Below are 26,010 nucleotides of genomic sequence, written 5' to 3'. Positions count from 1 at the left end.
GGTGAGTCGCCATGGCCACGGCGACTCACCGGTCCATCCCGACACTGCGCTCAGCGCGCGGCCACCACACTCTTCCCGAGGTATGCCCGTTCGACCCGCGCCGGATCGTCCCGCAGTCCAACGGCGTCACCTCGGTCGACGATCTGCCCGTGCGCCAGCACGGCGGCCCGGTCCGCTACCCCGAGCGCCAGGTGCACATGCTGTTCCACCAGCAGGACGCTGGTCCCCTCCGCAACGGCCGATCTCTTCAGCACATCGAGGATCTCGGTGACGATCACCGGGGCCAGCCCCATACTCAGCTCGTCGATCACCAGCACCGCTGGGCGCTGCAGGATCGCCCGCCCGATAGCGAGCATCTGCTGCTCACCACCGGACAGGCGGCCGGCCGCCACCGGCAACCGCTTCTCCAGTGCCGGAAAGTACTCGAGAATCTGGTGGAGTCCGGTGCGCCGCCGCGAGCGTTCTCCGACCGCGAGCAGGAGATTCTGCCGCGTGCTCAGTTGCCGGAACAGGGCACGGTCGTCGGGTACCAGGATCAGTCCGGACCGGACAGCGTCCCGGGGGCGGCCGCTGCGGACGGTGTGTCCGGCGACCACGACCGCACCCGCGGTCCGTGGAAGCAACCCGGCCAGCGCCATCAGCAGCGTGGTCTTACCCGCCCCGTTCGGACCCAGCAGACAGGTGATCTCACCGGACTCCAACCGCAGGTCGATATCCCGCACGCATGGACGTTCCTTCAGATAGCCGGCGGTCAGACTCCGGCATTCCAGTGCGATCACAGTGCTGCCTCCGAGGAAGTGAGCGGGCGAGGACGGAGTTCCGGCTCCGCCTCCTGATCGCGAGCAACCGCACCGGCGGGTGCGCCGAGGTAGGCACGCAGCACATCGGGATGTGCGCGAACCTCTTCGGGCGTGCCTTCGGCGATGACGACTCCCAGATCGAGAACAATGACCCGATCGCATACCGTGAGCACCAATTCCATATCGTGATCTACCAGCAGCACACCGGCGCCGTCGGCGGCCACCGCACGCAACTTCTCACCCAGCCAACGACTTTCGGTGCTGTCCAGACCGGCGGCGGGTTCGTCCAGCAAGGCCACGGCGGGTCCGGCCGCGAGCACCCGCGCCATCGAGACCAACTGGCGTTGCCCCTGCGACAGCACACCCGCCTCCCGATCGGCCAGTTCGGTCAAGCCGAGCACGGCCAGTGTCCGGGCTACTCGGCGCGCGACGGATAGACCCGAGCTGGACCGGACCGCGCCCACCCCGACGTTCTCGGCGACTGTGAGGTCGTCGTACAGCTCGACATCTTGGAAGGTGCGCCCGAGCCCGGCTCGGCTGCGTACGTGCGGCGGCCGTCCGGTGAGTGACCTGCCGGCCAGGACGACCGATCCCGCGGCCTGTGTGAACCCGGTGATCGCGTCGATGACCGTGGTCTTGCCGGCGCCGTTGGGTCCGATGAGACCCACGATCTCGCCGGAGCACACCTCCAAGGTGACGTCGGTGACGGCCTTGACTGTGCCGTAGGTGACACTTACTTTCCGGACCGACAGGATCGGCTCGTCCCGGTCGGCCACCGCTCGCGCGATGGGCACCTGCTCCGATGCGCCGCCGGTTGTGGAACGGCGCGGCAGCGCGGGCAACGGGAGTCGCGGGAGCTTGCTCGCGATTCCATCGGGGTTGGCCAGCACCGTAACCACCAGCAGGATGCCGCTGAGTACCGCGTAGTAGTCGCCGACGTGTAGGAAGCGGTCGACCAGCAAGTACAGGATCCCACCGGGGGCCATTACACCGGCGAGGATTCCGCCCGTGATCGAGGTGATGCCCGCGACGTAGACCATGGCGAACAGCGAGATGCCGAGAAAGACCGCGAACGGTTCCGGCGTGGCCAGACTTTGCTGATACCCGAGCAGAGCGCCGCCGAGCCCGGCGACGAAAGCGCCGATGGCGAAAGTGATCAACTTGGTCCGGGACACATCGATACCCGCCGCGGCCGCCGAGCGCTCGTTGGCCCGGACGGCGAGCATCTCCGTGCCGAGGCCACTCCTGCGTAGCCACGCCACCCCCAGGCCGACGACCGTGAGCACCGTCAGGCACAGCAGGCCGAAGGCAATACGCGGATAGGCTTCACCCGCACCGATACCGAGATCCATCCCGAACAGCACGGGTGTGTCGATCGGGGCGCCGTGCACACCGCCGTTGAGTCCGGGATTACGGAACCAGAACGCCGCCACGAACACTGCCAGAGCCAGTGTCACCACGGTGAGTGGCAGCCCGCGCACCCGTAGCGCGGGCAATCCGACAACCACACCGACCACCGTGGCGAACAGTGCGGCCACGATCGGAGCAAACGGGAACGGGATACCGAGATGCTGATTCAACGCACTCAGCGCGTAGGCCGAGACCCCCGCCAGTGTGAGTTGCGCCAGCGAAACCTGGCCGGCGTAACCGGTGACGATCACCTGGGAGAGCCCTAGTATTCCGAATACGATGCTGCTGACGAGAGCGGCACGGTAGCTGCCGGAGGTAACCAGCAGAGCGGCCACCGCCACGGCGAGCGCCAGCAGGACCGGGACGAATACGCGGTCCGGACGGGGTGCCCGGCCGAGAGTCCGGCGGATCACCGCCCCGCGGTCGGGCAGCGGCCGGCCTTTGACCACCAGGAACACCAGAATCAACAACAGTGAGATCGCCTCGGCCGTACCCGATCTCGGCCACCAGTCATAGAGACCCTGCAGGTTGGTGGCTTCGGCTTGCAGCGCGCCGATGGTGATGCCGGCGGCCACGGTCAACCAGATCGAGGCGAAGTTCCCCACCAGTGTGGCCGCCAACGCCGGCACGATGAACAGCGAGTACGCCACGGGATTCAGTGCCACCAGCGGGGCGATGAGGATTCCGCCGAGCCCCGCGACGACCGAGGACAGCGCCCAGTTGGCGAACGCGATCCTGTCCGGCGACAGGCCGGTCAGGTACGCGCCTTTCTCGGACTCGGCCGCCGCCTCGGTGGCCGCGCCGAATCGTGTGTAGCGGAACACCAGGGCGGCCACTGTCGCGAGACCCACGATGGACGCTGCCAACAGGACGCGGTCGGTGGGTACCGGGCGGTCCCCCAAGGTGACCGTGTCGAGCGCGAAAATCGGTTTGACCGAGACCAGACCGGTCCCCACCCGCTGTGCGATCACGGCTTGGATCACGATCATCAACCCGATCGAGGCGACGGCCTTGGCGACGACCGGGGCAGTACGTAGGGGACGGAAAACCGCGGCGTAACAGAGGACGCCGAGAAGACCTGCGGCGACCAGCGAGATCGCCATGGCGGGTGCGATTCCGAGCGGCCGGCCGAGATCGATCGTCTCGGGCAACCCCGGGATCGGCACCAACAGCTCACCGGTTCGCAACAGTGCGAAGGTGTAGGCGGCGTAGAGCGCCACCGCGCCCGTTGCGAAGTTCACGACCCCCGAACTCTTGAAGGTCAGGACGAGCGCGAGTCCGAGCGCGGCGTATACCGCCCCGTTACCGAGGCCGAGCACGAGATACGAAAGGTGTTCTGTCATGGCTGATCTCCCTGGCCGAAGTCCGTCGGCCGGCGGGTTATCCGGTCACCTTCAGGTTCACCGGCACACCTTGATCGTTGATCTCCCCGATCAGCATCTGACGCGAACAGATCGATGCCATCTGCGGTACGGCGGTGCCGTCGCAGGTGAAGGTGATACCGCCACCGGCGGGCATTTCCACCGCCGTCGCGGTGCGCAGTGCCTCCGCGAGACTCGCCGGGGTGATGTCGCCCTGGATATCGCCGGCTGCCGCCGCGAGCGCCATGAGCACCTGGTAGCCGGACGAAGCAGCACCGGCCACTGTCGCCTCGGGCGCATAGGCCTGCAGGACCGAGCGATAGAGCACCGAGTCCGGGCGTTCCGACAGGTAGTCGGTCGCGGTGATGCCGACACTACCCGCGATGGTGTCCATACCGAGAACGTCGATGACATTCGGATCGAGGCAGGCCGGAATGAACACCCGCTGCACCGCCGGGTCGGTCGTCAGGATCGCTTTGTAGACCGAGGCGCAGGTGGCGGCGTCGGCGATAACACTCACTCCGGCCGGTTTATCGGAGAGGCCGGAGGTGACCAGTGGCGTCGGGTCCGGCACGCCGAGCGGAATGGGTACGACCTTCAGTTTCACGCCCGCAGCCTGGAACAGGGGCGCACCCATCGCATCGACCAGGGCGCCGAGGCCACCGCCGTCACTGGCGAACAGTGTGAAGGTATCCATACCCTTGTCCGCGGCCGCGGTAGCCATCGCGGTGATGGTGCCGGGCAGGCCCGCCGACAGCGCCGCGGAATCAGGGGAGGTCAACTCCTGCGGGGACACTCCGTTGAGAGTGATGTAGGGGATGCCCGCTCCGGCGACGATCGGGAGGATCGTGCCGCCCTGCGAGGTGCCCGGCGACAACACCGCGGTCACCTTCTGCTCGACGAAGTCGTTGGCGCATTTCGTGGCAGAAGTCGGCTCTTCCTGCTGCTTGCACACCACGAGTTCGATCGGGTGGCCCGCGACACCACCGGCGTTCTTGTTCACGTATTCGACAGCTGCCTCGGCACCCTCCCGCATCTCCGGCAGCGACACCACCGCGCCACCTTCGGTCGATACGAAGCCGATGCGCACCGGCGTCCCGGTCGCCGGCGCGTCCGGCAGCGCGGTGGTCGGGGCCCCGGCCACCGCGCCATTGTTCGATTCGTCGCCGCCGGCGCACCCTGTCGCCGCCAACGCGATCGATAGCGCGGCGACGCCGAGTCCGGCGACGATCCGCCGACGACGGCTCAGACCACCCAGTCCCATGATCTGGTTCTCCTTCTCCGAAAGCGAGAGGCACCGGGCATTTCCCGATACGAGCAACTTCCTCGCGTGATCCACATCACCGATCGATGCGGGCGGAGAATTATGGACGTACACCGCGCCCGGCTTCGTAGACCGTTTCCCAGTCACCGGGAAATGCCCGGCCGAATTCCGTTACGTCCGATATGCCGGTCAGCCGGCGCCGAAACCGCGAAAACGTCGCAGGTAGACGGGTAGCCCCCACACCGGTACGGCGCGTGGCCAGTCGTCGGCGCGGAAGTGCGCATCGCTGCCGCCGTCGACGAAGACCACACTCTCGCACAGGAAGCGTGCGGCGTCGGAGAGCATGAACACCGCCCATTCCGCCAGATCGCCGGCCTCCCCGAAACCTCCTGTCGGCACCGGGAACTTGCGGACGGCCGCCGCTTCGGCCGGCGTGGTGAGTTGCTTCTCCAACAGAGGTGTCAGGACTGCGCCGGGTGCCAGTACGTTGATCCGGATCCCCGCAGCCGCCCACCCGGCAGTCACGGCCCGACGCCGGGCCCAGCGGCTCACCGCGATCTTCGACGCCCCCTAGGCCAGAGCCGGCGCGTTCCGGCCGAATATCCGGACAGCGCGCATCGCCTTGTCGATATCCCCGGCGAGGAGCGCTCGGATCGCACGGCCGGGCACCGCGGGGGTCGTGGTGGTGGCCGAGATGAACATGGCCGACGGCGTGCCCGGCGGTCTGTGGCTCGACGAATCGCTGGTGTTCGCACAGCTGCTCGAGCGTGACGGCCATGTCGACGCGCTCGAACTGACCGGTGGTTCCCCACTGCTCAACCCGATGTACTTGTTCCGCGGCGCGGTACCGATACGCGAAATGGCCGCGACCCAGACCGGCCTGGTGAAGCTCGGGATGAGGATGCTCGGCCGGCTGCTCTTCGAGCACTATCCCTACGACCCCTGTACTTCCGCGACTACGCTCGACAGTTCCGCGAGGCGGTGGATATGCCGCTGGTGCGCAATGGGCGCAACCGCGACCCCGGAAACATAACCCTCCGGTGTCTCGTCATGAGCAGCGATCGCGGTTGTCGTCGAGGCCCGGGGGCACTGCTCCGGTCCCGATGGGCGCCGGAACACGCGCTGCCGACGACGTTATTCGTTCGCGGGCGGGAGTAGCTTCTTCGCCGCCGCCCGCGCCTCCAACAGCAACTCCGCCCGGTTGTGCCCGCTGTTCTTCTCTACCGCTTCCTCGAACTGCTGCACGACCACGACCGGGCCGTTGGCGAGATTCGCCAACCCCTGCGCGGCGACATCACGCGGTTCGGAGATCCGCAGACCGGGTGTATCCATTTTCAAGCCCGCCCGGTCCATGGCCGGCGTGCGCGTCAGCCCCAGCACCAACTCCAGGACGTCGACGTCGTAGTCGCGCATCTCCAGCCACAGTCCTTCGGCGAAGATGCGGCAGAACGACTTGACCGCCGAATAGATACTGATCTGAGCCGATCCCAGATAACCGCTGAGTGAACCTGCCAGCAGGATGCCGCCCCGGCGCCGCTCGGCCATGAGCGCACCGAAATGCTGGACCCATTTCAGCTGAGCGGTGATGTTCAGGTCGATGACCGCCTGGAAGCGGTCCAGGTCACCGGTCACGAACTCGTGGCCATAGGTATTGGCGCCCGCGTTGTAGATGAACAGTCCGACCACCAGATCATCGGTGACTTCGCGGATACGCTCGAACGCGTCCGCAGCGAGCAGATCGACCGAGAGTGTACGCACCTCGACCCCGTAGGCGAGGCAGGCGTCCGCAGTCGCCGCGAGCGGTTCCGGCTTACGCGCCAGCAAGACCAGATTCATACCTTGTTCGGCGAGCTGGATCGCGAACTCGGCCCCGACACCCTCGGATCCACCGGCGATAACGGCCCAGGGCCCGTATTTCTGCAAATCCACGTGTTCTCCTTGTCCCGAGCCGATACCGGGCTCGTCGGCCGACCGGCGTCTGCCCGTCCGACAGAGCCGCGGCCGAGGCTAGGCTGGATCGTCTGCTCCTCGGGGCAGGCTCCCACTCAATGGGCTGGAACGAACGACCGGAAAGGCTTCCGGCAGCCGCGACCTGCTCACCCGTCATTACCTCGCGCAGTACGGGCCGGGCCGGCCTCCGGATCCGGTGATGTTCGACTCGAGCGGTGAAATACCGACTCCAACAGCGTATTCAGCGGCGCCGTCCCGGCACGTCGTCCGAGATCAATCGTCAGCGCCGCGGACATTTCTTTCGCGCTCACCAGGATCAGCGCGGTGCGTGCGGCTGCAGCACCCGAGTGCGGGCGGTCCGGACGAATAGACGACCGGGGTCCGGGAAAACCGGATCGGATTGCCGACCTGCGGCACATCCGAATCGGGAACTCGCACCGTGGCGGTCAGCCCCAGGCTTTCGGCGAAGGCGAACGCTTCGGCGATGTTGTTGATCGGTCCGGCGGGCACTCCCGCGCCGGTGAGATCGCGAAACCATGCCTCGGCGGGACGCCCGGCCAGTAATGGCTGGATTTCGGCCCGCAAGGCATCGCGGTTGTCGACGCGGCCGGCGTTCGTCGCGAAACGGGGGTCCGCGGCGAGTTGCGGGGCGCCGGCCACGGTGACGAAGTCCCGGAACTGCCGGTCGTTTCCGACCGCGACGACCAGCGGCCGGTCCTGGGTGGCGAATTCCTCGTAGGGTGCGATGCTGGGATGCCGGTTGCCCATGATCGCGGGCACGACACCTGCTCCCCAGTAGGCGGCTGCCTGATTGACCAGCGAGGACAGCAGGACCGAGAGGAGGTCGGTTTCGATGTGCTGGCCCTGGCCGGTCCGGTCGCGGTGGTGGAGTGCGGCGAGTATTCCGCTGAGTGCGTGTACGCCGGTGAGGACGTCGACGACAGCGACACCGACCTTCGTCGGGACGCCCGGTTCCGGCCCGGTGATGCTCATCAGCCCGCCGACCGCTTGAACGAGCAGATCGTAACCGGGCAGGCTTGCGCCGGGGCCGCTGCCGAATCCGGTGATGGAACAATAGATCAGACCGGGCGCGGTGGCCGAGAGCCGCTCGTAATCGAGCCCGAGTCGGCCCATCGTGCCGGCTCGGAAGTTCTCGATCACGATATCGGCGGTCGCGGCGAGTCGGCAGGCCTCCTCGCGGCCCTGCTCGGTGGACAGGTCGAGCACCGTGGATGTCTTGTTCCGGTTGACGGAGTTGAAGTAGGTGGCGGTTCCGGTGGCGTCGTAGGGCGGGCCCCAGGATCGAGTGTCGTCGCCGGTGCCGGGTCGTTCGATCTTGATGACCTGTGCTCCCATATCGGCGAGCATCATCGTGGCGTACGGTCCGGCCAGAACCCTGGTGAAGTCGAGTACGACGAGTCCGTCGAGTGCGCCGGCAGTCATCGGCGGCTCCTTCCGTCGCGCAGGTAGACGGTGGTCGGGTGGGTGAAGAATTCGACGGCGGCCCGGCCCTGCTCCTTCGGTCCGTATCCGCTGGCCTTGGCGCCGCCGAAGGGGACGTGCGGGTCGGCGCCGGCGGATTCGGAGTTGATGTGCAGGATTCCGACGTCGAGGTCGTCCACCGCGCCGAGTACGCGTCCCAGGTCGCTGGTGAACACTGCCGCGGAGAGGCCGAACTCGCTGTCGGCGGCGAGTGCGAAGGCATGGCCGGTGTCATCGGCGCGGTGCACGGCCAGCACCGGTCCGAACAGTTCCTCGCGCCACACATCCGCAGCGGTGTCGGCGAGTCGCAGGATTGTCGGCGGGACGAAGCATCCGGTGTGCCGGATTCCATCCGTGTAGGGCCGTCCGCCGGAGAGAACGCGGGCGTTCTGGTCGGTGGCACGGCGGATTCCGGCGAGTATCGATAGCTGCGCGGCCCGGTCTACGACGGGGCCCATCTGGACCCGCTCGTCGAGGGGGTCCCCGACGGTCCAGGTTTCGAGGCGGGCCACGAGCTCGTCGAGGAATGCGTCGGCGATGCCGGGGGTCACAACGAGCCGCGAGGTGGCGGTGCACTTCTGCCCGGCCGAGCGGAACGCTCCGGCCAGCACCTGATCGGCGGCCGTGCCGAGGTCGGCGTCGTCGAGGACGACGGCAGCGTTCTTACCACCCATCTCTGCTTGTACCGGTACCCCACGTCCGGCAGCCGAGGCGGCGATGGCGCGGCCCACGGATGTGGAACCGGTGAAAGTGATTCCGTTGATATCGGGGTGTGCTACGAGGCCGGCGCCGATCTCGTGGTCGCCGAGGACGAGATTGCACACTCCGGGTGGCAGCCCGGCGTCGGCGAGCGCCGCCATGAGACGCACCGCCAGCAGCGGCACTACGCCGGCCGGCTTCCACACCACGGTGTTGCCGAGTGCGAGCGCCGGCGCGATCTTCCAGGCGGGTATCGCGATCGGGAAGTTGAACGGCGTGATGACGGCCACGACGCCGAGTGGTTTGCGGGTGATCAGGATTCGTTCGCCGGGGCGTGGTGAGTGGTAGATCTCTCCGCTCGGACGGTCGCCTTCCGCACCGTGGTAACGCAGGATCTGCGCGGCGCGGCGCACCTCACCGACGGCTTCGGCGCGGGGTTTACCTTCTTCGCGAGCGAGTTCGCCGCCCCACTGTTCGGCGGCGGCCTCGATCGCCGTAGCGGCTCGCATCAGTACGGCCCCACGTTCGTGGGCGGGGGTGTGCGCCCAGTCGCGGGCCGCGGTGCGGGCCGCCACTACTGCGGCGTCGAGATCGGTGACCGTTGCGGTGGGGCCCTGGGCGACGATGTCATCCGGGTCGGTGGGGCTGGTGCTCACGCACAGTTCTCCACTGCCGGTGTGCCATCGGCCCGCGATGTGGTTGCGCAGCTCGACCGGTGGTGATGTAGCGGTCATGAATCGGCCCGGCTTCACCGGAATGCGGGTCGGCCGGTGAGTGCGCGGCCGATGGACAGTGCGTGCATTTCGCTGGTGCCTTCGTAGGTGAGCACCGATTCGAGGTTGTTGGCATGGCGCAGCGGTGAGTATTCGAGGGTGATGCCGCTGGCGCCCAGTATGGTGCGGCATTCGCGGGCGATCGCGAGTGCTTCGCGCACATTGTTCAGCTTGCCGAGGCTGACTTGTTCGGGGGCGACTCCGCTCCTGTCCTTGAGGCGGCCCAGGTGCAGGGCCAAGAGGTAGCCTTTGCCGAGTTCGAGGGTCATATCGGCCAGTTTTTGCTGGGTGAGCTGGAAGGACGACAGCGGACGGCCGAATACTTCCCGGGTGGCGGCGTAGTCGAGGGTGGCCTCGAGGCTGTCGCGGGCGGCACCCAGGGCGCCGAAGACGATACCGAACCGGGCTTCGTTCAGGCAGGTCAGCGGCCCGCGCAGGCCCCGTGCCAGCGGGAGTTCAGCGGCGGCGGGCAGGCGGACGTTGTCGAGTACGAGTTCGGAGGTTACCGACGCGCGCAGGGACAGTTTGCGTTCGATTTTGTTGGCGGTGAATCCCGTTGTGTCGGTGGGGACGACGAATCCGCGTATTCCCTCGTCGGTCTGCGCCCAGATGGTGGCGACATCGGCCAGATTGCCGTTGGTGATCCACATCTTGGTGCCGTCGAGGACCCAGTCGGATCCGTCGCGGCGGGCGCGTGTGCGCATCCCGGCCGGATCGGAGCCGAAATCGGGTTCGGTCAGGCCGAAGCAGCCGATCGAGTCGCCGGCGGCCATCCGTGGCAGCCATTCGAGTTTCTGTTCCTCGGAACCGAATCGATGGATCGAGAACATCGCCAGCGATCCCTGCACGGAAACGAAGCTGCGTAGTCCGCTGTCCCCGGCTTCGAGTTCGAGGCAGGCGAGCCCATAACCGACTGCGTTGGTCCCGGCGCAGCCGTAGCCCTCCAGATGCATACCGAACAACCCCAGGGCACCGACCTCGCGGGCGAGCTCACGAGGAAGTGTCGCCGACTCGAACCAGGCCGGCAGTTCCGGACGCAGCCGGGTGTCGACGAATTTCCGCACGGTGGCGGCGATATCCCGTTCGTCGTCGTCGAGCAGTCCGTCGGTGTGGAACAGTTCCAGCGGCCGTTGGCGGCCGCCCTTCGCAGGGGCTGGTGCGGTGGTCGTCATGGTTTCCTCGATATGGTCGATGGGCGGATTGCTACAGAACCGACTTCGGGGTCTGCCCGATCGCTGTCATCCGCGAAATCGTGCCCAGGGCGGCGTAGTTGGGCCCGCCGATGCGGGCAATGGGGCGAAGCGCGGACGTATCGATCTTGCCGTCGAGATACAGGCCGTCGCGGATATGGAAGGCGACGATCTCACCGACCACGAATTCCGCTCCCGTATCGCCGTATTCGGTGATGCTGCGCAGCCGGCATTCCAGTGCGATGGGTGCATCCCGCAACCGCGGCACGCCGACGTGGTCGGAATCGATCGTGGGCAAGCCCAGGATATCGATCTCACTCACCTCGGCCGGGTATTCGACGGCACTGTGGTGTACGGCTTCGATTGCGTCCTCGTCGGGAATGTGCACGACGTATTCGCCGACGTCGAGAATATTGCGGCCGGTGTCCTTACGGTTACCCGCCTTCCGGCCGATGTTGATCCCGATCATCGGTGGCTTGTTCGATACGAATGTGAAACAGCTGAACGGTGCGAGGTTGCCGATACCGTCGGCCGACTCGGTCAGCACCCAGGCGATGGGTCTCGGCACCACCACGCCGGTCATGAGCTTGTAGGTCTGTTCCGGGCTCAGCGCATCGGGAGCGATCTTCACGGCTGCCTTTCGGAAAGTGCTTTGCGGTATTCCTCGCGGGTTGCGGCAGAGGGCGGGTACACGCCGGCCAGCGGCGCCCCGGCACGTACTTTCGCGGCGAGGAACTCCTCGAGTTGTTCCTGCTCGACCGAGTCGGCGGCCACCTCGCCGGCGAGATGGCGCGGGACCACGATCACGCCGTCGCTGTCGCCGACGAGCACATCACCGGGATAGACCGCGGCGCCGCCGCACCCGACCGGGATGTTCTGGTCGATGACACGCAGGTACGCACGGCTGACGTTGGCAGTTGCACCGGCCGAATAGCACGGCAGACCGGCGGCGAGCACACCACTGATATCGCGCAGACAGCCGTCGGTGACCAGGCCGGCGGCGCCCCGGGCCCGCAATCGCTCGACGAGGATGTCACCGCCGGTGGCGGTGCGCGTCTCACCGCGGCCATCGATCACCAGGACGGCGCCGGCCGGCGTGGACTCGATCACGTCGAACAGCGACAGGCCCGCGACCGGGGCCGAGCCGGGCCACAGCCCGTCGAGGTCTTCGCGAGACGGGATCGTCCGCATCGTCCACGCGGCTCCCACGATCCGCTGCCCCGCGGCGAGCGGCGCCACCCCGGCGACGAACTGATCGCGCAGACCTCGTTTGAGAAGCTGACTGGCAACGGTGGCGGTGCTGACAACGCGGTATTTCTCGACGAGGCCGGGATCCAGTGGTTCCCACGTCGGCCCGCTCACTGCGTACCGCCCAGCAGTCCCCACCCGACGGCGGCGGCGCGCACCCGGGTCTGCCCTTGCTCCGACAGCGGCGCGAGCGGCGACCGCAGCGTCGGCGCGCACATGGCCATTTGCCCCATCAGCCATTTCACGGCGGTCGGGTTGGTCTCGGTCAGCACCACGTCGTTGAGATCGAGCAGCCGGTAGTGCAGGTCCCGGGTCGCGTCCCAATCCCCGGCGCGGAACAGTTCGTACATCCGGGCGATCTCGCGCGGGACGAGGTTGGCGGTGACGCTGATGAAACCGGCGCCGCCGATGGCCAGGATCGGGAAGCACAGCGCTTCGAGGCCGGAGAAGAGCCGGAACTCCGGGCCACATTCGTGCAGGACGAAGTTGGCGTGCGCGAAATCCGCGCTGGCCTCTTTCATTCCGATGATGTTCGGCACGTCGCGGTAGAGCCGCCCGACTGTCTCGGGGGCGATCTCGACACCGGTTCGCGACGGGATGTTGTAGATCAGGATCGGAATATCCACCGCGGCCGCCAGCTCGGAATACCAGGCATACAAACCTTCCTGGGTCGGGCGAGCGTAATAGGGCACGATGACGAGCGCGGCGTCGGCGCCGACCTCGGCGGCCTTGCGGGTGATCGCGATCGTTTCGGGCAACTGGTGGGTACCGGTGCCCGGTACGAACGGCAATCGGCCGTCGACCGCGGCCGCGGCCTCTTCGATCATGGTGAGACGCTCGGGCAGGGTCAGCGAACCCGGCTCGCCGGTGGTGCCGGTTACCGAGATCCCGTGGGTTCCGGCGTCGATCTGCTGATCGATCAGCTTGCGCAGGACGGGAAGGTCCAGGGACCCGTCGGGGGCGAACGGGGTGACGAGCGGGGTGATCGAACCGCCCAGCTCCTGTGGTGTGTCGGCCATATGTAGAACTCCCTCGGTTTCCGGACGTGTTACCTCACGACGCTATGAGCGGGTTTCGAGCGGCTCAAGACAAAGCCGACCAGTATTGATAAATTTCAGGCATGAATTTGGACACTGCTCTGCTCCGCTCGTTCACCGTGCTCGCCGAGGAATTGCATTTCGCGCGCGCGGCCGAGCGACTCTTCATAGAGCAGCCCGCCCTCAGTCAGCGGATCAAGCGCTTGGAGCAGCGGATCGGCGTGGAACTGCTGACCCGCGACACCCGCAACGTCCGGCTGACTCCGGCCGGCGCGACCTTCTTGAAGGACGCGGCGGAGATTCTCGACCGAATCGACAACGCCGTCGCACGCGCCCGCGAAGCGCAGAAGGGCTCCCGGGGTCTGGTGCGTATCGCCTACACGCTCAGCGTGGGGTACGAGACGCTGCCGTTGATGTTGTCCGCCGCACACGAGCATGTTCCGGACATCGAGTTGGAGGCCTTGGAAATGTGGGAACGCGATGTTCTCGACGCAGTCCGGCGCCGGACCATGGATATCGGCGCCGTGCGCTGCGACCCGCCCGAGGACGGGCTCGTCTCCATTCTCATCCGGCGGGAACCGCTGATCCTCGCGGTGCCGACCGGGCACCATCTCGCCGGAAGGGAAGGCGTCAGTGTCACCGAACTCGCCGGCGAACGCTTCGTCATCACCCCCGCCACCCTCGCGCCCGGTTACCAGGGACTCATCGACAACATCTTCAGCGCCGCCGGGTTCACCCCGAAAACGGTCGCCAACCCGGTGCCCGGCAGCCGGGTGATGGCGGTACTCAGCCGCAACGAAGCCGTATCGATCCTGCCGGCGTCCGCCGAGCAGATCCACCCCAGCGGCGTCGCGGCCTTCATCCCTATCACCGACGGCTTCGCGCGGTTGCCGGTGCGGCTGGTGTATCGCGAGGACGCCGGCCCGGCAGTCGCCGCCTTAGCCGATACCGCGCAGCAGTACGGGCGCGAAAACGGCTGGTTGTGACGCGGAGCCGGTCCGAGGCGCAGATCGCCTCGGACCGGACGGTGCGCGAACGCTTTCCTGCACGAGACTCGCCGAACGCGGTCTCGCACATCCCGTCAGGAGTTCACGAATCCCGGGACAGCGCACCCCGCGTTTCGTCGGCGCGCACGATCAGCACGAGAAACCCGATCGCGATGATCAGACTGAGGACGATCAGCACCGGTACCAGACTGCCCGCCCCGGCACTGAGCGCCGTCACCACTGTCGGCATCATTCCGCTGAGCCCGTAACCGACGTTCCAGGCGAAGGCCGTCGCGGTGGATCGGAGTTCGGTGGGAAAGCGTTCGTTGAGGAAGATGATCAACGGAGCGCTGATCGCTCCGGACGCCATGACCATGGTGGCACTACAGATCAGCAGAACCGCGAGGTTGTCCGGGATGACGTACCACATGAACGCATACAGGCCCGGAATCAGGACCAGGCACGCGACCCCGGCACCGAGAAACAAGCGCTTACGCCCGATGTGCTGGCTCAGATGACCACAGACGACCGCGACGATCGCCGATCCCACCACATTGATGATGAGGAAACTACTCGTCTCCGACTGCGACAGATGAAATGCGTTCTTGTAGACCGTCGGCAGAATTCCGGTGGTCAGATAATACGGGGCGGACGCCGCGAACACGATTGCCGCGCTGGTGAACACCAGTGTCCGCCACCGCGGAGCGAACAGTTCCCGGCCCGGACGCTTCGCCGTAGCGGCGACCTGTTCGGAGGTCCGCTCGCGCGCGAGCTGGGCTTGCCGCCGCAACCACAGCGGCGATTCCTCGGTTCGCCGCAGCACCAGGTAGTTCACGAACGCCCCCAGCAGCGCCACCACGAACAGGATCCGCCACCCCCAGTCGGCGAAGGCCGCACTGCCCAGCCCTGCGGTCAACACCAGGACCAGCACATTGATAACCACGACCGCCAGACTCGCACCGCCGCCCTTGATCAAGCCCGCGGTCATACCCCGGAACCGCTCCGGAACACTTTCGGTCGCGATGGTGTGGGTGGACGCGGCGATACCCCCGACGAAGATGCCCTGCACGATCCGCAGCACGATGAACAGGATCGGCGCGGCAAGACCGATGGTCGCCACCCCGGGCAGCACCCCCATGGCCGCTGTCGCCGCACCGGCGCCCAGCACACCGATCATCATCGACAACCGGCGCCCGGCACGATCGGACAGCGACCCGAGCAGCAACGCGCCCAGCGGCCGGACCAGCAGACTCACCGCGAACGCGGCATAGGTGGCGGTGAACCCGAGCATCTCGTTCTCCGCCGGGAAGAACGCACGCGACACATGACCGGCGACATGCAGGATAACCAGCAGGTCGAACATATCGATCGTCCAGCCCAGTACGGCCACCCCGATAACCTTGGCATCGGCGCGGCTGAGACGTTCCCGGGAACTGTTCGGGTCACGCACGATGTCACCGGCGACCATCGTCGCTCCGCTCCGCGACCGGGGCGAACCCGAACAGCTCCTGAGGGTTGTCGACCAGAATCCGCTCGCGCGTCCGCTCATCCGGGGCGTAGCGGGCGAGCAGGTCGAGCAGGTCGCCGTCGTTCGGGATCGGCCCGGCGTGCAGCGGGTGCGGCCAATCGGTGGCCCACAGGACACGATCCGGCGCATGCCTGATGTACTCGGCAGCGTAGGCGCGCGCGTCGTCCCAGGGGTAGCCGGCCGCCGAACGCCGGTCCCCGTTGGACAGCATGATCCACCAATTGCCGCGCTCGAGCAGCGTGAGCACATGCCGGAAGTGCGGGTCGTCGGTCCCGTGCTCGTACTGCAGTGGACCCATGTGATCGATGACAACAGGCGCCTCGATCCCGTCGAGCAGCGGGGTCACCGTCCGCGGATCGAGCCCGTTCATATGCAGCTTGAGATGCCACCCCAGCGGCACCACGCGCTCCGCGGTCCGGATGACGTCCTCGGGACCGGGCATCCGGTTCTTCAGCTTGGGATGAAAATTGAACCGGGCACCGCGGACACCCGCATCGTGCATCGCGGCCATTTGGCTATCACTGACCGAATCATCGACGACACCGCACCCCCGATACCCGGGACCCGCGATACCCAATGCCTCGATCAAGGCATCGTGATCCGTCCCGTAGGCGGTGGACTGCACGATCACTCCGCGTTCGATACCGAGCTTCTTGTGCATATCCAGCATCGCCTCGACCGTGGCCCGGTGAACGACATAGGCCGCATCCGGTTTGGTCGGAAAGCGTTGCGGATCCCCGAATATATGGACCTGACTGTCGCAGGCGCCCGGCGGCAGCGGATGCCGCGGAGCACGGGTATCAGGATCGAACAGTGCGTATTCGTGCACGAGAAACTCCTTCGAGAGACACCGACGCGGAACCGCGATCAGGCGTTGGACAGCACACCCACGACCTCGCACTGCACGAGGATGTGAGGCTGGGTGGTCCCGATCGTCACTTGCCGCGCGGGTCTGCTCTCCGGGTCGGGGAAGACGGCACCCCACACCCGGTTCAGTTCCTCCCGAACCGCCGGCGACGCGATACGAACCGATATCTTCACGATGTCCTCGGCGCTACCGCCCGCACCGGACAGGATCCCCAGAACCCGCTCGAACATCCGCTCGCACTGAGTTGCGGCATCCGGCGAGAACTGGTCCGGATCACTTCCCCGACCCCCACCGTGTACCGCACCTGTGAAAAGCAAGTTGTCGATCACACAGGCCGCGGGAACCGGATTCTCATGAGCGAACCCCTCGATATGAATACTGCGTCGCCGCGACATCGCGCCTCCTCGGCCACCTCGTTGTGCTGTGACCACCGACACTACGAACGGCACAAAACCCTGCTCAAGTCATCCTTACCGCTGTTTGATCAACCAAATGCATCAATTGCCGAACGCCGATACGCCCGGCTGTCGACCATTTCCACAACACTGACCGGACCGAGCGCAGCAGCATATCCGCACCCCGGCCGGCTCGGACCCGAGCTATCGATCGGCGACCGCTTTCGGGCCGCGTCACCAGCTGGTTCCGTCCGCCGCTGTCGACCTGTCGCCACATCGGCCGCCCGGCCCGATACCCGGCGGCCAACCAACCTGCTAATGTGAACATATGTTCGAATACGGTCACGAAGAGCCAGTTCATGGCGATATAGAGGGCCGGACGCGACACTCCGCGAGCAGGCAGCGGCGACCGCGGATCGCCGCCCGCGCGCAGGCTTCGATCCTGCACGCCGACCTCGATTCGTTCTACGCGTCGGTCGAACAACGCGACCAGCCGCGATTGCGCGGCAAACCGGTCCTGGTGGGGGGCGGCGTGGTGCTGGCCGCGAGTTACGAGGCCAAGGCACGGAGGGTGCGCACACCGATGAATATCGGGCAGGCGCTGCGCCTGTGCCCGGACGCGATCGTCGTACCGCCGCGGATGCGGGCCTACGCCGAGGCGAGCCGGGCGGTATTCGAGATATTCGCCGATACCACCCCGGTCGTGGAGGGAATCTCCATCGATGAGGCGTTTCTCGATGTCGCCGGCCTGCACCGGATCGTCGGAGAACCGCGATTCGTCGCGACCGAATTGCGGGCCCGGGTGCGTCGTGAGGTCGGATTGCCCATCTCGGTCGGTATCGCGGCCACCAAGTTCCTCGCGAAAGTGGCCAGCGCGGTGTCCAAGCCGGACGGGCTACTACTCGTGGAACCCGAGCACGAGCTGGAATTCCTGCGTCCGCTGCCCGTGCACCGGCTGTGGGGTGTGGGCCCGGTGACCGCGAGCGCGCTGCACGCGCACGGTATCGAGTGGATCGGTCAGCTCGCCGACCACAGCGAGGCCGGTTTGCGCTCGATCGTCGGTCCGGCGGCGGCCCGGCATCTGCACGCGCTGGCGTGGGCACGGGATCCGCGCCGGGTCGAGACGGGACGGCGGCGCCGGTCGATCGGCGCCCAGCGCGCGCTCGGGCGGCGCCCGCATCCGCCGGCGGAGATCGAAGCGTATCTGCACGGCCTGACCGACCGCCTCGCCCGGCGGCTGCGCGCCGCGGACCGGATCTGCCGCACGGTGGTGCTGCGCATGCGATTCGACGATTTCGCCCGGGCCACCCGGTCGCACACCCTGGCCGAGGCCACCGATCACACCGAGACGATCCTGCGCGCGGCGCGCGGCCTGCTCGCCGCGGCGAAACCACTGATCGCCGAACGCGGCCTCACGTTGATCGGGTTATCGCTCACCAACCTCGACAACGCCGGTACCCAGCAGCTCGCGCTGCCCTTCGACCACGAACCCCCACCTGAGCTGGACACGGCACTCGACGATCTGCGCAGCCGGTTCGGTTCGGCCGCGGTGACCCGGGCCGCGCTCCTCGGCCGGGGTGAGGGGTTGTCGGTACCGCTGTTGCCCGACTGAATCACCGTCCACGCGCCCGCCCGTGCGGAGGACGCCGTAGAGCTCGGCGGATCCGACACGTCGCCGGGAAATCTGGACGTATGTTCAACTCTATGGTTCGCTGCCACTCGAACAGGAAGGACTCTCGATGGCAGCAACCCCTGATCCCCGGATATCCGCGACCGGCCGCCGAGCCGTCCCGCGGACAGCGCTGCCACGCCGAACAGTGCTGGCGGGCGCGGCAACCGGGACCCTGGTCCTCGGCGCCGCGACCGCGACGGTGCCCGGACTCGGCGAATCGCTCGGCGCCCGAGCCCGGGCGGTACCGGATTCCGGCGTGTACCGGATCGGCCTCGGCATCTCCGATATCACCGGGCCCGCAGCGGAATGCGGGATGATGGGCTACTCCCAGCAGGACCAGACCACCGCCGGAATCCATCTGCGGCCCCGGGCGCGAGCCTTCGTTTTCGCCGCGGGCGACCACCGGATCGTCTTCGCCGTCGCGGAGAACGCCATGATCTTCCAATCAGTGCACCACGGGGTACTCACCGAACTGGCCCGACGCTTCGGAGACCTCTACACCGAGAACAATGTGCTGCTCACCTCCACGCATTCGCATGCGGGATGCGGCGGAGCCGCCCACGATTACGCCTACAACCTGTCGATCCTGGGTTTCCAGCAGCAGGTCTACGACGCCGAGGTCAACGGCCTGGTCGAGGCAATCAGCGCCGCGCACGCCGATCTCGGGCCGGGGACCCTCACCCTGGGCCGCTCCGAACTCCACGATGCGAGCGTCAATCGGTCCCGGGTCGCCTTCGACCGCAATCCCGCCGAAGACCGGGCCCACTTTCCCGGAGCCGTCGATCCGGCGGTGACCGTCCTCGGGATCACCAAGGGCGGCAGGCAGGTCGGCGCGATCACCTGGTTCGCCACCCACAACACCTCGATGACGAACAAGAACAGGTTGATCAGCGCGGACAACAAGGGGTACGCGTCGTTCACCCACGAACACACCGACCACGGCGTCCGATATCTGGACGGCACACCCGGATTCGTCGCGGCCTTCGCCCAGACCAATGCCGGGGATATGTCGCCGAACCTGAATCTGGCGCCGGGATCGGGACCGACGGAGGACGAGTTCGACAACACCCGGATCATCGGCGAACGGCAGTACGACGCCTCCCGCGCGGCGCTGGCGGACGCCCGGCAGCTCAGCGGCCCCATCGGCTCGGTGTTCTGCTATATCGATCTCTCCGATATCGCCGTCGATACCCGTTTCACGCCGGATGGAGTACCGGGCCGTACCGCACCACCCGCCGCGGGCGTGTCGTTGTTCGCCGGCAGTGTCGAAGACGGGCCGGGCCTACCGGGCGGTCCGATCCGGGAAGGGGTGCGCAACCCGTTCCTCGAATCCCTCGGCGATCCGCATCCGGCGGTGCCGGCCTGGCTCGCCGACGCCCAGGCTCCCAAGGCTGTCGCGGTGCCGTTCACGCTGCTGCCTCCGGCGCCCTGGGTACCCAGTGTGGTTCCGGTGCAGATCGTGCGGATCGGCGATCTGTACCTGGCGGCTGCCGGTGGCGAATTCACCATCGTGGCCGGTCTGCGTATCCGCCGGGCGGTGGCCGAGGCGCTGGGTGTGGCGCTGGACCGGGTACTGATGCAGGGCTACGCCAACGCCTACCACGAATACGTCACCACCCCCGAGGAATACGACGCGCAGCAGTACGAGGGCGCGTCGACCCTGTACGGCCGCAACACCCTGCCCGCGTATCAGCAGGAGTTCACCCGGCTGGCCGCCGCTCTCGCCGCCGGCGCGGCTGTCGACCGCGGCCCGGCGCCGCGCGACCTGTCCCGGCTACAGCCGAATTTCGTCCTCCCCCCGGGCCCCGATACCGCACCACCCGGGCAGGATTTCGGTGCGACGCTCACCCAGCCCGCCGCCGCGTACCCTCGCGGTGCCCGGGCAACGGTCGAATTCGTCTCGGCCCACCCCAAACACGATCCGCGCCGCAACGGCACCTTCCTGGAGGTCCAGCGATTCGTCGACGGCACCTGGGTCCGGGTCGCCAACGAGGGTGAATGGAATATCCGGTTCCACTGGAGCAAACGCCCACCCGCGACCTCGGTGGCCGGCTTCACCTGGGATATCCCCGCCGATGCCGGTACCGGACGGCACCGGTTCGTCCATTACGCGGACCGGCTGGCACCGGACGGGACGCTGCATCCGATCGTCGGCACCAGCAACGAATTCGATATCAGCTGAGTCGCCGGCGGTTCACGGCAGGATCGAATCGATGTAGCCGCCGTCGACGCGGACCGCGCCACCGGTGGTCGCCGACGCGTGCTCCGAACTCAGGTAGACGACCATGTTCCCGATCTCGGCGGGCTCGATCAGCCGCTGCAGCAGCGAATGCGGCCGGTGTTCCAGCATGAACCGGTGCTGGGCCTCGTCCCACGGCAGGTCGGCGCCCACCAGATCGTGGACGAACTCCTCGACACCGGGCGTATGGGTCGGACCGGCCAGCACGGAATTGACGGTGACCCCGGTCCCGGCCGCGGCTTTCGCGTACCCGCGGGTCACCGCGAGCAGCGCCGTTTTCGACATGCCGTAGTGCACCATCTCGAGCGGTGTGACGACCGCCGAATCGCTGGCGATATTCATGACCCGCCCGAAACCGCGTTCCATCATCCCCGGGAGATACACCCGGATGAGCCGCACCGCGGAAAGGACATTCACCTCGAAGTACCGACGCCATTCGTCGTCGTCGATCTCGAAGACCGGTTTCGCTTCGAAGATGCCGAGGTTGTTCACCAGGATATCCAGTTCCGGGACCTTCTCCCCCAGCATCGCGGCCCCGGGCGCCGACGCCAGATCGGCGGCCACCGCGCGCACCGACGCACCCGGTACCTCGGCGATGATCGACTCCCGCGCCTGTTCGGTGCGTTCGGCGCTCCGGCCGTTCACCACTACCATGGCGCCGGCCCGGGCCAGCGCGGCCGCGATGGCCAGCCCGATGCCCTGACTCGAACCCGATACCAGCGCGGTGCATCCGGAGAGGTCGATACGCATGGACCCATCGTGCCGCAATGAGGGTCCGGGACCGGCGATGCCACGCGGGCCCGGGGCATCTCGTACCGCCCCGGAGCATTCGATACCGCGGGGCCCGGCCGCAAGGTCGTCGGGGTCGTGCGATCGGCGGGCAGTCGCCGGTTCCCGCGTATCGGTCCGCCGCGTTCCCGGACCGGAGAGACTTTGGTCCCTCCGAACGAGGACCATCGGCCGCATCCGGGGTGCCGGGCCACTGGCTAGCCTCGGACAACCACCGGTCCGCGGCGGACCCGAGACGTACGGGTCCGCCGCCGGCGCGCCGGGACCGCCGACCGAAAGGCCTCTCCGTGACCGAGCACTCCGGCCCACCGGTGGTCGTCGGAATCGACGGATCGCCCGCCGCGACGGAGGCGCTGCGCTGGGCGGTCCGGACCGCGGCACGCTACCGGGCGCCGCTTCATCTGGTGTACGCGGTCGGCGCGCCTGTCGATTTCGGGCCGGCGCTCGGTGTCGTCGCATTCGACAACAGCGCGCTGCGCGCCGACGGTGACGCCGTCCTGGCCACCGCCGCGGCCACCGCCCGGGAACAGGCCCGGGGCCTGGAGATCACCTGTACGGTCGCCGATCCCGCTCCCGCGACGGTGTTGATCGGCCGTTCGAAGGACGCGCGGATGGTGGTGGCGGGCACGCGCGGTCTCGGGGCGATCGGGCGGGGCCTGCTCGGTTCGGTCTCCGCCGCGCTGGCCCGGCACGCGCACTGCCCGGTCACCGTCGTACCCGACCCCGGGCCGGTCGCGCCCGACCTCACCGGACGACCGATCGTCGTCGGGGTGGACGGATCCGCCTGCAGCGCCGAGGCTGTCGAAATCGCCTTCGAAGAGGCGTATCGGCTCGGCGTGGGCCTGATCGCGGTCACCACCTGGTCGGAGTTCTTCCACGACCGGCCCCGCGCCGAGATGCAGCGACAGGCACGAGAACTGCAGGTGCGGAGCCTGGCGGCCCGCGCCGACTGGTACCCGGATGTACCCGTCACCCATATCGTCGCCGCGGACCGGCCGGCCCGCCGGATTCTCGAGGAGGCCGACCGCGCCCAGCTCGTGATCGTCGGCAGCCACGGCCGGGGCGGTTTCGCGGGTATGACCCTGGGGTCGGTCGGGCAGGCCGTACTGCACGGCGCCCGGGTTCCGGTGATGCTCACCCGTCCCCGCACCTGAACGCCGGCGCTCCCGCGCCTCGGGAAGCCCTCTGCCACAAACCCGCCGTACCCGTGCCGCGCGACGACGCGATTCTCGCGTCCGAACGGGCGTCGCCGGGTTCGGCACCGCCTGTTCCCGGCCGAGCCGATCATGCCGGACCCAGCGAGGACCGGGCGTTGCAGCGCCTCGCGGGCCCTGGTCCACCGTGGATACCGGAAGCAGTCCTGACCAGTGATGCGGTGATTCGCACGGTGATTCCGGGACCGGGACGGCTGATGGCACAATATGGTCATTCGGTCACCAGCGGGGGTGGGGTCATGGGTCATCAGCGGACGGCGGCGGGTAGGACGGAGCGCATCCCGGTGGCCGAGACTCTGTCCCAGTTGCGATTACACGAACTACTCCTCGAGGTACAGGACCGGATCGCCCAGATCATCGACGTTCGGGATCGGATGGACCGGCTCATCGAGGCCATGCTGGTGATCACCGCCGAATTGGACCTGGACGAAACGCTGCGGACCATCGTCCGATCGGCGATCGAACTGGTCGACGCGCGATACGGAGCGCTCGGTGTCCGCGAAACCGAGCCGACCGGTAACGAACTCGCGGAATTCGTCCACGAGGGCATCGACGCCGATACGCGGACTCGGATCGGGCATCTGCCCCGCGGTCACGGCATGCTGGGCCTGCTCTTCCGGCAACCCGAACCCATCCGTCTCACCGATCTGTCCGAGCACCCGTCCTCGGTCGGTTTCCCACGACAGCATCCGCCGATGCGCAGTTTCCTGGGTGTCCCGGTGAAGGTGCGCGACGAGGTGTTCGGCAACCTCTATCTCACCGAGAAATCCGGTGGTTCCCCGTTCACCGAGGACGACGAGGTCGTGGTGCAGGCCCTGGCCGCGGCCGCCGGTATCGCCATCGAGAACGCGCGCCTCTACGAACAGTCGCGGGTACGCCAGCGCTGGCTGGAGGCCACCAAGGATGTGGCCACCGAACTGCTCGAACGCAGTGAGCCGCACGATGTCCTGAACCTCGTCGTCGCTCGCGCGCTGGAACTGACGGAGGCGGCGTTCACCTTCATCGCGCTGCCGACCGATCCCGGGACCCCGGGCGAGCAGGTCGGTGATCTCGTGGTCGTAGCCGCCGCCGGCATCGGGGCCGCCGAACTGACGGGCGAGCCGATCCCCCTGCACGGTTCGGATTCGGGCCGGGCTTTCCGGGAAGGCCGCCCCGTGGCCGCGGAACGGCCGGATCACCCGTCGCCGCCGGATGCGTTCGGTGATCCGGGCCCGACCCTGGTGCTGCCGTTGCGGGCGGGTGGCACCCCGATCGGGGTACTCACCGTGGTCCGGCCGCCCGCGACGCGGCAGCTGGACCATTACGCGCGCACCATGATGCTCGTCATCGCCGATCAGGCCGCGCTGGCACTGCAACTCGCGGCGAATCAGCGCCGGATGCGCGAAATGGATGTACTGGCCGACCGCGACCGGATCGCGCGCGATCTGCACGACCATGTGATCCAGCGGCTGTTCGCGGTGGGGCTGTCCATGCAGAGCACCCGGCAATTGGCCGGTACGGCGGAGGTCCGCGACAGGCTCGACGCCACGATCGACGATATCCAGCACATCGTGCGCGATATCCGCCATTCGATCTTCGACCTGCACGGCTCCGGCGGCGATCTGCGCCGGCATCTGCACCGGTTGTTCGACGAGATGACCGTCGATACGCAGCTGCGCACGAGTCTGCGGATGTCCGGACCGGTGGCCGTACTGGACGCACCGCTGTCCGACGATGTGGAGGCCGTGCTGCGCGAAGCGGTCAGCAATGCCGTCCGGCACGCACACGCGTCGACGCTCTCGGTCGAACTCCGGGTAGACGACGACATCACGCTGGAGGTCGTCGACGACGGAACGGGTATTCCCGCTACGAACCGCAGGAACAGCGGACTGGCCAATATGGCCGCCCGGGCGCAGGCGGCCGGCGGCCGCTGCGAAGTCCTCACGCCACCGGACGGCGGCACCACGATCCGGTGGCGAGTGCCGCTGCCCTGAGCCGGCGGAATCCGGCGACCGCATCCGGTTCCCACCTGCGGCGATATCGCCGCGCGCGTGACCGGAACGACCGTGCTCACCTCACGCCTTCCCGGCGGCGTTTAATTCGCCATTGACAAATGGCACATTGGTGAATGATTCTGGGCGTATGACTGGGTCGACGAGGACCTCACCACCCGGCGTGCCGGGCTCGCCCTCACTGCGTTCGCGCCTGACGGCAACCGCCGCCGAATACGGCCTGCGACCGCTCAACTGCGCCGTGCCGCTGAACCCGCCGGGAATCCTGTTCGCCCGCACCCTGATCGCCACGATCATGGCCGCCGGCGGACCGCCCGTCGCGGGCACCGAGGTCGAACAGGTCCGCGCCGCGGGCGTTCGTGGCGAATGGGTCCGGGCTCCCGGCGTACCGTTCGGCGCACAGGCGATCTACTACGTTCACGGCAGCGGGTATGTGCTGTGCTCCGCACGCACCCATCGCGGGCTGGCCTCGCGCCTGTCGCGGCGGACCGGGCTGCCGGTCTTCGTGGTGGACTACCGGCTCGCACCCGAGCACCGGTTCCCGGCCGCCGCCGACGATATCGCCGCCGGGTACCGCTGGCTGCTCGACCAGGGCGTCGCCGCGCACGATACGGTGATCGCGGCGGATTCCGCAGGCGGACATCTGACGCTGGATCTGCTGCTGGAGAATGCGCGCCGCGGTGCCGCGCAACCGGCCGCGGTCGCCCTGTTCTCCCCACTGATCGATCTGACCTTCACGCTCGCCGCCGAACAGGAACGCCGGCGGCGCGACCCGGTGATCTCGGCCCGGGCGGCCCGCCGACTCCCCCGCACCTACACCCGCGGTCATCCCGACGACGCACCCCGGCTGCGGCTCGGTGTCGCGGCGGGTACGGCGTTACCACCGATCCTCGTACAGGCCGGCGGCGCGGAAATGCTCAGCGCCGACGCCCGTCACCTGCACGAGATGGTCCGCGCCGCCGGGGGCGACTGCACGCTCGAGATTTGGCCGGGACAGGTGCACGTCTTCCAGGCGCTGCCGCGGCTGAGCCCCGAAGCCGACAGCGCGCTGGACCGGAGCGCGCACTTCCTGCGCACGGCCCTGTCCGCACGCGCCCCACAGAAAGTGAGCTGA

General features: G+C 67.6%; 21 protein-coding genes and 1 pseudogene. 7 read left to right on the top strand and 15 right to left on the bottom strand.

Going from position 1 to position 26,010, the window contains the following annotated elements:
• Positions 1–50: 50 nt before the first annotated feature.
• The 4 genes and pseudogenes from ACWEWT_RS01110 to ACWEWT_RS01095 all read right to left on the bottom strand — a co-directional run.
• Entirely contained in the window at positions 51–779 is a 729-nt protein-coding gene (locus ACWEWT_RS01110) for an ABC transporter ATP-binding protein (RefSeq protein ID WP_452554895.1), read from the bottom strand.
• Positions 776–3,553 (bottom strand): ABC transporter permease subunit, encoded by a 2,778-nt coding sequence (locus tag ACWEWT_RS01105; RefSeq protein WP_452554893.1) that lies wholly within the window; start codon positions 3,551–3,553, stop codon positions 776–778. Before ACWEWT_RS01105 ends, ACWEWT_RS01110 begins: the two co-directional genes overlap by 4 nt.
• 37 nt (positions 3,554–3,590) lie before the next feature.
• Positions 3,591–4,835 carry an ABC transporter substrate-binding protein gene (locus ACWEWT_RS01100; protein ID WP_452554891.1) on the bottom strand — a complete coding sequence of 415 codons (1,245 nt, stop codon included), beginning with the start codon at positions 4,833–4,835 and terminating at the stop codon, positions 3,591–3,593.
• A 189-nt stretch (positions 4,836–5,024) separates the two neighbouring features.
• Positions 5,025–5,528: pseudogene (locus ACWEWT_RS01095) on the bottom strand (SDR family oxidoreductase); the annotation flags it as partial.
• A gap of 1 nt (position 5,529) precedes the next feature.
• On the opposite strand from ACWEWT_RS01095, the gene ACWEWT_RS01090 reads away from it, so the two are divergent.
• Positions 5,530–5,868, top strand: coding sequence for a hypothetical protein (locus tag ACWEWT_RS01090; protein ID WP_452554889.1), 339 nt, complete (start codon positions 5,530–5,532; stop codon positions 5,866–5,868).
• Between the two features lie 101 nt (positions 5,869–5,969).
• Here the strand turns inward: ACWEWT_RS01090 and ACWEWT_RS01085 are convergent, their stop codons facing one another.
• The 7 genes from ACWEWT_RS01085 to dapA all read right to left on the bottom strand — a co-directional run bounded on the left by ACWEWT_RS01085 (position 5,970) and on the right by dapA (position 13,196).
• Positions 5,970–6,764, bottom strand: coding sequence for an SDR family NAD(P)-dependent oxidoreductase (locus ACWEWT_RS01085; protein ID WP_452554888.1), 795 nt, complete (start codon positions 6,762–6,764; stop codon positions 5,970–5,972).
• Positions 6,765–7,058: 294 nt separating this feature from the next.
• Complete coding sequence (locus ACWEWT_RS01080) at positions 7,059–8,228, bottom strand: CaiB/BaiF CoA transferase family protein (protein WP_452554886.1); 1,170 nt, start codon at positions 8,226–8,228, stop codon at positions 7,059–7,061.
• The gene (locus tag ACWEWT_RS01075; protein ID WP_452554884.1) at positions 8,225–9,700 is read right to left on the bottom strand and encodes an aldehyde dehydrogenase family protein; all 1,476 of its coding nucleotides are present in this window, start codon (positions 9,698–9,700) and stop codon (positions 8,225–8,227) included. Before ACWEWT_RS01075 ends, ACWEWT_RS01080 begins: the two co-directional genes overlap by 4 nt.
• A gap of 14 nt (positions 9,701–9,714) precedes the next feature.
• Positions 9,715–10,911, bottom strand: a complete 1,197-nt coding sequence (locus tag ACWEWT_RS01070; protein WP_452554883.1) for an acyl-CoA dehydrogenase family protein — start codon at positions 10,909–10,911, stop codon at positions 9,715–9,717.
• Positions 10,912–10,942: 31 nt separating this feature from the next.
• Positions 10,943–11,560: a flavin reductase family protein gene (locus ACWEWT_RS01065; protein ID WP_452554881.1), complete on the bottom strand. Its 618-nt coding sequence runs from the start codon at positions 11,558–11,560 to the stop codon at positions 10,943–10,945.
• On the bottom strand, positions 11,557–12,291 hold the full coding sequence (locus tag ACWEWT_RS01060; protein ID WP_452554879.1) for an RraA family protein: 735 nt from the start codon (positions 12,289–12,291) through the stop codon (positions 11,557–11,559). Before ACWEWT_RS01060 ends, ACWEWT_RS01065 begins: the two co-directional genes overlap by 4 nt.
• Positions 12,288–13,196, bottom strand: coding sequence for a 4-hydroxy-tetrahydrodipicolinate synthase (gene dapA / locus ACWEWT_RS01055; protein WP_452554877.1), 909 nt, complete (start codon positions 13,194–13,196; stop codon positions 12,288–12,290). The genes ACWEWT_RS01060 and dapA overlap by 4 nt, the downstream gene beginning before the upstream one ends.
• Before the next feature lie 101 nt (positions 13,197–13,297).
• Here dapA and ACWEWT_RS01050 point away from each other — a divergent pair, with 101 nt between their 5' ends.
• Positions 13,298–14,200: a LysR family transcriptional regulator gene (locus ACWEWT_RS01050; protein WP_452554875.1), complete on the top strand. Its 903-nt coding sequence runs from the start codon at positions 13,298–13,300 to the stop codon at positions 14,198–14,200.
• 103 nt (positions 14,201–14,303) lie between these two features.
• Here the strand turns inward: ACWEWT_RS01050 and ACWEWT_RS01045 are convergent, their stop codons facing one another.
• Genes ACWEWT_RS01045 through ACWEWT_RS01035 form a run of 3 tightly spaced genes read right to left on the bottom strand, consistent with a single transcriptional unit; the run spans position 14,304 to position 16,991 of the window.
• A complete protein-coding gene (locus ACWEWT_RS01045) occupies positions 14,304–15,668 on the bottom strand; it encodes an MFS transporter (protein WP_452554873.1) in 1,365 nt (454 codons plus the stop codon).
• Positions 15,655–16,557: an amidohydrolase family protein gene (locus ACWEWT_RS01040; protein WP_452554872.1), complete on the bottom strand. Its 903-nt coding sequence runs from the start codon at positions 16,555–16,557 to the stop codon at positions 15,655–15,657. Before ACWEWT_RS01040 ends, ACWEWT_RS01045 begins: the two co-directional genes overlap by 14 nt.
• A 38-nt stretch (positions 16,558–16,595) precedes the next feature.
• A complete protein-coding gene (locus tag ACWEWT_RS01035; RefSeq protein ID WP_452554870.1) occupies positions 16,596–16,991 on the bottom strand; it encodes a RidA family protein in 396 nt (131 codons plus the stop codon).
• 328 nt (positions 16,992–17,319) lie between these two features.
• Between ACWEWT_RS01035 and dinB the strand changes: the two genes are divergently transcribed.
• Both dinB and ACWEWT_RS01025 read left to right on the top strand, forming a co-directional pair.
• Positions 17,320–18,603, top strand: coding sequence for a DNA polymerase IV (gene dinB / locus ACWEWT_RS01030; RefSeq protein WP_452554868.1), 1,284 nt, complete (start codon positions 17,320–17,322; stop codon positions 18,601–18,603).
• Between the two features lie 127 nt (positions 18,604–18,730).
• Entirely contained in the window at positions 18,731–20,845 is a 2,115-nt protein-coding gene (locus ACWEWT_RS01025; RefSeq protein ID WP_452554866.1) for a neutral/alkaline ceramidase, read from the top strand.
• A 12-nt stretch (positions 20,846–20,857) separates the two neighbouring features.
• Here ACWEWT_RS01025 and ACWEWT_RS01020 read toward each other — a convergent pair whose 3' ends face one another.
• A complete protein-coding gene (locus ACWEWT_RS01020; RefSeq protein WP_452554864.1) occupies positions 20,858–21,652 on the bottom strand; it encodes an SDR family NAD(P)-dependent oxidoreductase in 795 nt (264 codons plus the stop codon).
• A 326-nt stretch (positions 21,653–21,978) separates the two neighbouring features.
• Between ACWEWT_RS01020 and ACWEWT_RS01015 the strand changes: the two genes are divergently transcribed.
• From ACWEWT_RS01015 to ACWEWT_RS01005, 3 genes are all read left to right on the top strand, one after another.
• Positions 21,979–22,845, top strand: coding sequence for a universal stress protein (locus ACWEWT_RS01015; RefSeq protein ID WP_452554862.1), 867 nt, complete (start codon positions 21,979–21,981; stop codon positions 22,843–22,845).
• 299 nt (positions 22,846–23,144) lie between these two features.
• Entirely contained in the window at positions 23,145–24,878 is a 1,734-nt protein-coding gene (locus tag ACWEWT_RS01010; protein WP_452557619.1) for a GAF domain-containing protein, read from the top strand.
• Between the two features lie 148 nt (positions 24,879–25,026).
• Positions 25,027–26,010 carry an alpha/beta hydrolase gene (locus ACWEWT_RS01005; protein ID WP_452554860.1) on the top strand — a complete coding sequence of 328 codons (984 nt, stop codon included), beginning with the start codon at positions 25,027–25,029 and terminating at the stop codon, positions 26,008–26,010.

Source organism: Nocardia sp. NPDC003963, assembly GCF_053605105.1.
This window is presented reverse-complemented; position numbering and strand designations above follow the sequence as displayed.

What these genes read in the sequence shown, in the direction of transcription:
- ACWEWT_RS01105 (WP_452554893.1), bottom strand. Translation starts at nt 3,553, where the DNA reads ATGACAGAACACCTTTCGTATCTCGTGCTCGGCCTCGGTAACGGGGCG.
- ACWEWT_RS01100 (WP_452554891.1), bottom strand. Translation starts at nt 4,835, where the DNA reads ATGGGACTGGGTGGTCTGAGCCGTCGTCGGCGGATCGTCGCCGGACTC.
- ACWEWT_RS01090 (WP_452554889.1), top strand. Translation starts at nt 5,530, where the DNA reads ATGAACATGGCCGACGGCGTGCCCGGCGGTCTGTGGCTCGACGAATCG.
- ACWEWT_RS01080 (WP_452554886.1), bottom strand. Translation starts at nt 8,228, where the DNA reads ATGACTGCCGGCGCACTCGACGGACTCGTCGTACTCGACTTCACCAGG.
- ACWEWT_RS01075 (WP_452554884.1), bottom strand. Translation starts at nt 9,700, where the DNA reads ATGACCGCTACATCACCACCGGTCGAGCTGCGCAACCACATCGCGGGC.
- ACWEWT_RS01070 (WP_452554883.1), bottom strand. Translation starts at nt 10,911, where the DNA reads ATGACGACCACCGCACCAGCCCCTGCGAAGGGCGGCCGCCAACGGCCG.
- dapA (WP_452554877.1), bottom strand. Translation starts at nt 13,196, where the DNA reads ATGGCCGACACACCACAGGAGCTGGGCGGTTCGATCACCCCGCTCGTC.
- ACWEWT_RS01050 (WP_452554875.1), top strand. Translation starts at nt 13,298, where the DNA reads ATGAATTTGGACACTGCTCTGCTCCGCTCGTTCACCGTGCTCGCCGAG.
- ACWEWT_RS01045 (WP_452554873.1), bottom strand. Translation starts at nt 15,668, where the DNA reads ATGGTCGCCGGTGACATCGTGCGTGACCCGAACAGTTCCCGGGAACGT.
- ACWEWT_RS01035 (WP_452554870.1), bottom strand. Translation starts at nt 16,991, where the DNA reads ATGTCGCGGCGACGCAGTATTCATATCGAGGGGTTCGCTCATGAGAAT.
- dinB (WP_452554868.1), top strand. Translation starts at nt 17,320, where the DNA reads ATGTTCGAATACGGTCACGAAGAGCCAGTTCATGGCGATATAGAGGGC.
- ACWEWT_RS01025 (WP_452554866.1), top strand. Translation starts at nt 18,731, where the DNA reads ATGGCAGCAACCCCTGATCCCCGGATATCCGCGACCGGCCGCCGAGCC.
- ACWEWT_RS01020 (WP_452554864.1), bottom strand. Translation starts at nt 21,652, where the DNA reads ATGCGTATCGACCTCTCCGGATGCACCGCGCTGGTATCGGGTTCGAGT.
- ACWEWT_RS01010 (WP_452557619.1), top strand. Translation starts at nt 23,145, where the DNA reads ATGGGTCATCAGCGGACGGCGGCGGGTAGGACGGAGCGCATCCCGGTG.
- ACWEWT_RS01005 (WP_452554860.1), top strand. Translation starts at nt 25,027, where the DNA reads ATGACTGGGTCGACGAGGACCTCACCACCCGGCGTGCCGGGCTCGCCC.